The sequence below is a fragment of the Nocardia sp. NPDC059154 genome, from assembly GCF_042755705.1.
GTDB lineage: Bacteria > Actinomycetota > Actinomycetes > Mycobacteriales > Mycobacteriaceae > Nocardia.
In genome coordinates this window covers 66,941-74,520 of the sequence record NZ_JBHZCS010000019.1, presented here as the reverse complement: position 1 = coordinate 74,520, position 7,580 = coordinate 66,941, and the positions used below count along the sequence as shown (strand labels likewise).

The 7,580-nt window shown below is 67.4% G+C and carries 8 protein-coding genes; all 8 read left to right on the top strand.

Annotated features, from left to right (window positions below):
• The coding region (locus tag ACFXN1_RS18320; protein ID WP_379463633.1) for an XdhC family protein at positions 1-678 on the top strand (678 nt) is incomplete at its 5' end.
• An 80-nt stretch (positions 679-758) separates the two neighbouring features.
• A complete protein-coding gene (locus ACFXN1_RS18315) occupies positions 759-1,649 on the top strand; it encodes an FAD binding domain-containing protein (protein ID WP_379398750.1) in 891 nt (296 codons plus the stop codon).
• 2 nt (positions 1,650-1,651) lie between these two features.
• The gene (locus ACFXN1_RS18310) at positions 1,652-2,170 is read left to right on the top strand and encodes a (2Fe-2S)-binding protein (RefSeq protein ID WP_379438844.1); all 519 of its coding nucleotides are present in this window, start codon (positions 1,652-1,654) and stop codon (positions 2,168-2,170) included.
• Positions 2,167-4,557: an aerobic carbon-monoxide dehydrogenase large subunit gene (locus ACFXN1_RS18305; protein ID WP_379438846.1), complete on the top strand. Its 2,391-nt coding sequence runs from the start codon at positions 2,167-2,169 to the stop codon at positions 4,555-4,557. The genes ACFXN1_RS18310 and ACFXN1_RS18305 overlap by 4 nt, the downstream gene beginning before the upstream one ends.
• Before the next feature lie 26 nt (positions 4,558-4,583).
• Positions 4,584-5,477, top strand: a complete 894-nt coding sequence (locus ACFXN1_RS18300; protein WP_379438847.1) for an XdhC family protein — start codon at positions 4,584-4,586, stop codon at positions 5,475-5,477.
• The gene (locus ACFXN1_RS18295; RefSeq protein ID WP_379438849.1) at positions 5,474-6,067 is read left to right on the top strand and encodes an NTP transferase domain-containing protein; all 594 of its coding nucleotides are present in this window, start codon (positions 5,474-5,476) and stop codon (positions 6,065-6,067) included. The genes ACFXN1_RS18300 and ACFXN1_RS18295 overlap by 4 nt, the downstream gene beginning before the upstream one ends.
• A complete protein-coding gene (locus ACFXN1_RS18290) occupies positions 6,064-6,951 on the top strand; it encodes an AAA family ATPase (protein ID WP_379384002.1) in 888 nt (295 codons plus the stop codon). Before ACFXN1_RS18295 ends, ACFXN1_RS18290 begins: the two co-directional genes overlap by 4 nt.
• Before the next feature lie 13 nt (positions 6,952-6,964).
• Positions 6,965-7,580: SRPBCC family protein (locus ACFXN1_RS18285; protein ID WP_379463632.1), on the top strand; the 616-nt coding region annotated here is incomplete at its 3' end.

The window sequence follows — 7,580 nt, the reverse complement described above, 5'->3', positions numbered from 1 at the left end:
GGGTCGGCGCGCGCCCACGATGCGGTGATCGATGACGCACGCGGGCTGCTCGCGGCAGGCCGCAGCGAGGTGCTGTCCTACGGTCCGGACGGGCAGCGCCGCGGCGAGGGCATGGCGGTTTTCGTCGCCAGCTATGCCCGGCAGCCGCGGATGCTGGTGTTCGGGGCGATCGATTTCGCAGCCGCCCTCGCTCAGCAGGGATCGTTCCTCGGGTACCGGGTGACGGTGTGCGACGCGCGGCCGGTCTTCGCCACCTCCGCCCGGTTTCCGACCGCCCACGAGGTCGTCGTCGACTGGCCGCACCGCTACCTGGCCGCGCAGATCGCGGCGGGTGCGATCGATTCGCAGACCGTCGTCTGCGTCCTGACCCACGATCCCAAGTTCGACGTGCCACTGCTCGAGGTGGCCCTGCGCGCGCCGGAGATCGGCTATGTCGGCGCCATGGGGTCGCGCCGCACCCACGACGAGCGGCTGACCCGGCTGCGACAGGCAGGTCTCACCGATGAGCAACTCGCCCGGCTCGCCAGCCCGATCGGGCTGGATCTGGGCGGCCGGACACCCGAGGAGACGGCGGTGTCCATCGCGGCGGAGATCATCGCGCGCCGCTGGGGCGGACACGGTCGCTCGCTGACCCGGACCGGCGGCCGCATCCACCACAAGGCGCAAACAGCCAGTTAAGCGATTGCTTAACTCGGTCTTGACGACCGCATCAGCGGGACAGAGGCTGAGCTTCTTCCCATTGATGTGAGGTAGATCACGTGCAAGTTCCTGGGCCATTCGAATATGAGCGCGCAACGGGCGTGGATCACGCCATCGGACTACTGGACCGGCTCGGCGACGAGGCGCGCATCGTGGCGGGCGGGCACAGCCTGCTACCGATGATGAAGCTGCGGCTGGCCAATCCGGAATATCTCATCGACATCAACGACCTGGCTGCCGAACTGGGCTACATCGTCACCGATCCGACCCTGGTGCGCATCGGTGCGATGGTCCGGCATCGGCATCTGCTCGAGTCCGACGATCTCGCCGCGGTGTGCCCGATTTTCCGTGACGCCGAGCGTGTGATCGCCGATCCGGTCGTGCGCAATCGCGGCACGATCGGCGGCTCGCTGTGCCAGGCCGATCCCGCCGAGGATCTCACCACCGTCTGCACGGTCCTCGGCGCCACCTGCCTGGTGCGCGGGCCGTCCGGCGACCGGGAGATCGCCATGGACGACTTCCTGGTCGGTCCGTACGAAACCGCCATGGCGCACAACGAACTTCTGATCGAGATCCGAATTCCGGTGCGGCATCGGACCTCGAGTGCCTACGCGAAGGTGGAGCGCCGGGTCGGCGACTGGGCGATCGCGGCGGCAGGGGCGACCGTGACACTGCGCGGCGACACGATCGCGGCCGCACGGATCGGTCTGACGGCGGTCAACCCCGATCCGGCGGCGCTGGCCGGCGCAGTCGACGCACTCATCGGCGTGCCGCCCACCGAAGACGTCTTCGCGGAGGCGGGCCGCCGCGCGAGCGCAGCGTGCTCACCTGTCACCGACGCGCGCGGCAGTGCGGACTACAAGCGCCATCTCGCGTCCGAACTGACGATTCGCGTGCTGCGTACCGCGGTCGAGCGCGTACTGAACGAATCTGCGCCGGAAGGGAATTAGCCATGCAGGTAACCATGACCATCAACGGCGAGCCGGTGACCGCGGAGGTCGAGCCACGCATCCTGCTGGTGCATTTCCTGCGAGATCAGTTGCGGCTCACCGGAACCCACTGGGGGTGTGACACCAGCAACTGCGGCACCTGTGTGGTGGAGGTCGACGGCGAACCGGTGAAGTCGTGCACGATGCTGGCCGTCATGGCCGACGGCCACGCGGTGCGCACCGTCGAGGGGCTCGAGGTGGACGGCCGGCTCGATCCCGTGCAGGAGGGCTTCATGCAGTGTCACGGGTTGCAGTGCGGCTTCTGCACGCCGGGAATGATGATCACCGCCCGTGCCCTGCTCGACCGCAATCCGAATCCCGACGAGCAGACCATTCGGGAGGCGATTTCGGGCCAGATCTGCCGCTGCACCGGATATACGACCATCGTGCGGTCGATCCAGTGGGCCGCGGCGAAGCAACGAGGCGAAGCGGTGGAGCCCGAACCCGCGGCCACACCGACGCCGGTAGGGAGCACGTCATGACCGCCGTCGAGCCCCGGCCCGAAGACAGAGTCGACAACGACCGCAAGCCGTGCGGTCACGGCAGGATGCTCCGCAAGGAGGATCCGCGGTTCATTCGCGGGCGCGGCAACTATGTCGACGACGTGCAGCTGCCCGGCATGCTGCATATGGCGATACTGCGTTCCCCGTTCGCGCACGCGCGGATCGTGAGCGTCGATGTCTCAGCGGCACAGGCACATCCGAAAGTCAAGGCGGTCGTCACCGGTGCCGATCTCGCGGCGAGGGGACTGGCCTGGATGCCGACGCTGTCCAACGATGTGCAGGCGGTGCTGGCGACGGACAAGGTCCGATTCCAGGGCCAGGAGGTGGCCTTCGTCGTCGCCGAGGATCGCTACTCCGCGCGCGATGCGTTGGAGCTCATCAATGTCGAGTACGAGATGCTCGATCCGGTGATCGACGCCCGGACCGCACTGGCGCCCGAGACGCCGGTGATCCGCGACGATCTCGAGGGCAAGCGGGACAACCACTGCTTCGACTGGGAGACCGGCGATGCCGCCGCGACCGAGGCGGTGTTCGCGCGCGCCGATGTCGTGGTCGAGCAGGAGATCGTCTATCCGCGCGTGCATCCCGCCCCGATGGAAACCTGCGGCGCCGTTGCCGATCTCGATCCCGTCACGGGGAAGCTGACGCTGTGGTCGACGAGCCAAGCGCCGCATGCCCACCGCACGATCTACGCGATGGTGGCCGGACTGCCCGAACACAAGATCCGGGTGATCTCACCCGATATCGGCGGCGGGTTCGGCAACAAGGTGCCCATCTATCCGGGATACGTCTGCGCCATCGTCGGGTCGCTGTTGCTGGGCAAACCGGTGAAGTGGATGGAGGATCGCAGCGAGAACCTCACCAGCACCGGATTCGCCCGCGACTACATCATGGTCGGCGAAATCGCCGCCACCACCGACGGCAAGATTCTGGCCATCCGGTCGACCGTGCTGGCCGATCACGGCGCCTTCAACGGCACGGCCGCGCCGCTGAAGTATCCGGCGGGCTTCTTCGGCGTCTTCACCGGTAGCTATGACATCGAGGCGGCCTACTGCAAGATGACCGCGGTCTACACCAACAAGGCCCCCGGCGGCGTCGCCTACGCGTGCTCGTTCCGGGTCACAGAGGCCGTCTACTTCGTCGAGCGGTTGGTGGACTGCCTCGCCTACGAGCTGAAGATGGATCCGGCCGAGCTGCGGCTGCGGAATCTTCTTCGCGCCGAACAATTCCCGTACAAGAGCAAGACCGGCTGGGTCTACGACTCCGGCGACTACGAGAAGACCATGCGTCTGGCGATGGACATGATCGGCTACGACGCCTTGCGTGAAGAACAGCGGGACAGGCGCGCCCGCGGCGAGTTGATGGGCATCGGGATGTCCTTCTTCACCGAGGCCGCGGGCGCCGGTCCGCGCAAGGATATGGACATCCTCGGACTCGGGATGGCCGACGGGTGCGAGCTGCGCGTCCATCCGACCGGCAAAGCCGTTGTGCGGCTGTCGGTTCAGACCCAGGGGCAGGGGCACGAGACGACGTTCGCCCAGATCGTCGCCGAGGAACTCGGCATCCCGCCCGACGACATCGACGTTGTGCACGGCGACACCGATCAGACACCGTTCGGCCTCGGCACGTACGGCAGCCGGTCGACACCGGTCTCGGGCGCCGCTGCCGCACTGGTGGCGCGGAAGGTGCGCGACAAGGCGCGCATCATCGCGTCGGGCATGCTCGAGGTCTCCGTCGCCGACCTCGAGTGGGAGAAGGGCTCGTTCCACGTCAAGGGCGATCCGTCCGCGGCCGTGACGATCCAGCAGATCGCGATGCGCGCACACGGCGCCGGTGATCTGCCCGAGGGGATCGAGGGCGGACTCGACGCGCAGATCTGTTACAACCCGGAGAATCTCACCTTCCCCTACGGTGCGTACTTCTGCGTCGTCGACATCGACCCGGGGACAGCCGTGGTGAAGGTGCGGCGCTTCCTCGCCGTCGACGACTGCGGCACCCGGATCAATCCGATGATCATCGAGGGTCAGGTGCACGGCGGCATCACCGATGGCATCGGCATGGCGCTGATGGAGATCATGGCCTTCGACGAGGACGGCAACTGCCTCGGCGGATCGCTGATGGACTATCTCATCCCGACGGCGCTGGAGGTTCCGCATTTCGAGACCGGGTACACGGTCACGCCGTCGCCGCATCATCCGATCGGCGCGAAGGGCATCGGCGAATCGGCCACCGTCGGATCGCCGGCGGCGGTGGTCAACGCGGTGGTGGATGCGCTGGCGCCGTTCGGGGTTCGGCACGCCGACATGCCGTTGACGCCGTCGCGGGTGTGGGACGCGATGCAGGGCCGGGCCACACCGCCCATCTGAGTGGGGTCCGAGCGATGGGGTCACCGATGAAGATGAACGAGCGTGCAGAGGAGCTGGTCCGCACCCGGACCCCGTTCGTGCACGCGACCGTCGTGCGCGCCCAGCAGCCGACCTCGGCGCACGCCGGGGACGAGGCGATCCTGTTGCAGGACGGGACGATCGAAGGATTCGTCGGCGGCCAGTGCGCCCAGAACTCGGTCCGCAAGGCGGCGCTGGGTGCCCTGCAGTCGCACGAGAGTGTGCTGCTGCGCGTACTGCCCGACGGCGATCTGCATTTTCCCGAAGCGCCCGGCGCGGCGGTGGTGGTGAATCCCTGTCTGTCCGGCGGCGCGCTGGAGATCTTCCTGGAGCCGCAGATCCCGGCGCCGCTGGTGCGCATCTGCGGCGCGACACCCATCGCGGATGCCTTGGCCGACATGTGCGAACTGGTGGGTTTCGGGGTGCGGCGCGGTGCTGCCGAGGCCGGCTCGCTGGATTCGCTGGCCGATACGACGGTGCTGGTGATCGCCAGCCACGGTGGCCCGGAGGCCGAGATGATCCGCGTCGCGCTCGACGCGGGTGTGGGGTACATCGGGATGGTGGCCAGCACGATTCGGGGCGCGTCGATCCTCGACGAACTCGAATTGACCGACGCCGAGCGGGCTCGCATCCGCACCCCGGTGGGCTTGCCGATCGGCGCCAAGACGTCCGCGGAGATAGCGGTTTCGATTGTCGCGGAAGTGATCCAGGCGATCCGTAAAGGTGGCTTGGCCGTCACGCCCCGCGCGGCGAAGGTCGCGATCGAGGTGCTCGATCCGGTGTGCGGCATGACCGTGACCGTCGGGCCGGACACACCGCATCTCATTGTCGACGGTGTCGACCACTGGTTCTGCAGCTCAGGCTGCCGCACCACTTTCGCAGCGACGAGGACAGGCTCATGACGAACGGGGTCGTCACCGGAGTGGTGCTCGCGGCGGGAACCTCGGAGCGTCTCGGCACGGCGAAACAGCTACTGCCGTACCGGAATACGACGGTTCTCGGCGCCACCCTCGACATGGTGCGGTCCTGCGCGTTCGATCAGATCATCGTCACGCTCGGCGGCGCGGCGGCGGCGGTGGCCCAGCAGGTCGATCTCACCGGGGTGGAGGTCGTGCTGGCCGATGACTTCGGTTCGGGCTGTTCGTCGTCGTTGCGTTCGGCCCTGAACCTGGTGCATCCTCGGGCCGCCGGAATCGTGCTGATGCTCGGTGATCAACCGGGTCTGCCGGCGGCGACCGTCGAGCGGCTGATCGCCGAGGGAACGTCCGCCGTGATCACGGTCTGCCGCTACCACGACGGTATCGGGCATCCATTTTGGCTGAGTCGCAGCATATTCGGCGAGTTGGCGCGATTGCACGGCGACAAGGCCGTGTGGAAGATCATCGAGTCGGGCCGCGTCCCGGTGTCGCAACTCGACGTCGACGCACCGGTGCCCTTGGACGTCGACACCTGGGACGACTACCAGCGCCTGCGCGCCGCGACGTCGCCATGATGTCGCCGTTCGACGATATCGAGGACGTGGTGCGGCGATTCGACGCCGACGACTACCTGCTCGATACCGGAACCGCCGCCGCCTTCTATCTGGCCACCACGTTGGGCCGGCCGCTGCTGCTGGAAGGTGAACCGGGAGTGGGCAAGACGACGGCGGCGAAGACCCTGGCCACCGTGCTGGGTGCGCCGCTGATCCGCCTGCAGTGCTACGAGGGCCTCACCGTGAGCGAAGCGCTGTACGACTGGAACTACCAGCGTCAGCTGCTCAGCATCCGGCTCGCCGAGGCGCGCGGCGCCGAGCTCACCGAAGCCGACCTGTTCACCGAGGCATATCTGGTCGACCGCCCGATCCTGCGCTGTGTGCGATATCGCGGCCCGACGCCCCCGGTGCTGCTGATCGACGAAATCGACCGTGCCGACGACGAATTCGAAGCGCTGCTGCTCGAATTCCTCGGTGAGGCCACGGTGACCGTTCCCGAACTCGGGACCTTTGTCACCGAACACCCGCCGCTCGCGGTGCTGACCTCGAACCGCAGTCGCGACCTGCACGACGCGCTGCGGCGGCGCTGCCTCTACCACTGGATCGACTACCCGGAACCGGCCCGTGCGGTGGCGATCGTGCGACGCACCGTGCCCGGGGCAACCGACGCGCTGATCGAGCACGCCACCCAATTCGTGGGCCGCGCTCGCGATCTCGATCTCGACAAGCCGCCCGGCGTCGCCGAGACCATCGACTGGATCGCCGCGCTGGTGACGCTCGACGTCGCCGATCTCACCGCGCCGGAGGCGGTCGCCGCGCTCAGCGCACTGGCGAAGACACCCGACGACCGCACCACGGTCCACGAGGCATTCGTCGAATACACCCGAAGCCTGGCTACCGGATGAGAGAGATACTCCGATGAAGATCGCCAATGAGTTCACCGTCCACGCACCCCTCGAGCAGGCATGGGCGGTGCTGACCGATCTCGAACAGGTGGTTCCGCTCATGCCCGGGGCACAGCTGGTCGGCTGGGAGGGCGAGGACTTCCTCGGCAAACTGAAGGTCAAAGTCGGCCCGGTGACCAGTGAATTCACCGGGAAGGCGAATTTCGTCGAGCGCGACGAACACGACCATCGCGCCGTCATCACCGGCAGCGGCCGGGATTCACGCGGATCCGGAAACGCGGCGGCGACCATCACCACGCAATTGCGCGAGGACGGTGACGAGACCCGTGTCACCGTGGACACCGACCTCAAGATCGTCGGCAAGCTCGCCCAGTTCGGCAGCGGGATGTTGCAGCAGGTGTCGGAGAAGATGATGGGTCAGTTCGTCGCATCGCTGGAAGAGAAACTCGCAGCGGGCGATTCGGCCGCAGCAGCGACAGCCGGGCCGGACAGCCGAGCGGCGCGGCCGCAACCGGTCGCGGAAACCGAGCCGGCGCCGCTCGATCTCGTCGAACTCGTCGGGCCCGCGATGATCAAGAAATACGCGCCCGCGATCGCGTTCGTGCTCGCGGCCGTGCTCGGAATCATCC

Excerpts from the sequence above, each read along its gene's own strand:
- ACFXN1_RS18310 (WP_379438844.1), top strand. The coding sequence starts at position 1,652 with ATGCAGGTAACCATGACCATCAACGGCGAGCCGGTGACCGCGGAGGTC.
- ACFXN1_RS18305 (WP_379438846.1), top strand. The coding sequence starts at position 2,167 with ATGACCGCCGTCGAGCCCCGGCCCGAAGACAGAGTCGACAACGACCGC.
- ACFXN1_RS18300 (WP_379438847.1), top strand. The coding sequence starts at position 4,584 with ATGAAGATGAACGAGCGTGCAGAGGAGCTGGTCCGCACCCGGACCCCG.
- ACFXN1_RS18295 (WP_379438849.1), top strand. The coding sequence starts at position 5,474 with ATGACGAACGGGGTCGTCACCGGAGTGGTGCTCGCGGCGGGAACCTCG.
- ACFXN1_RS18290 (WP_379384002.1), top strand. The coding sequence starts at position 6,064 with ATGATGTCGCCGTTCGACGATATCGAGGACGTGGTGCGGCGATTCGAC.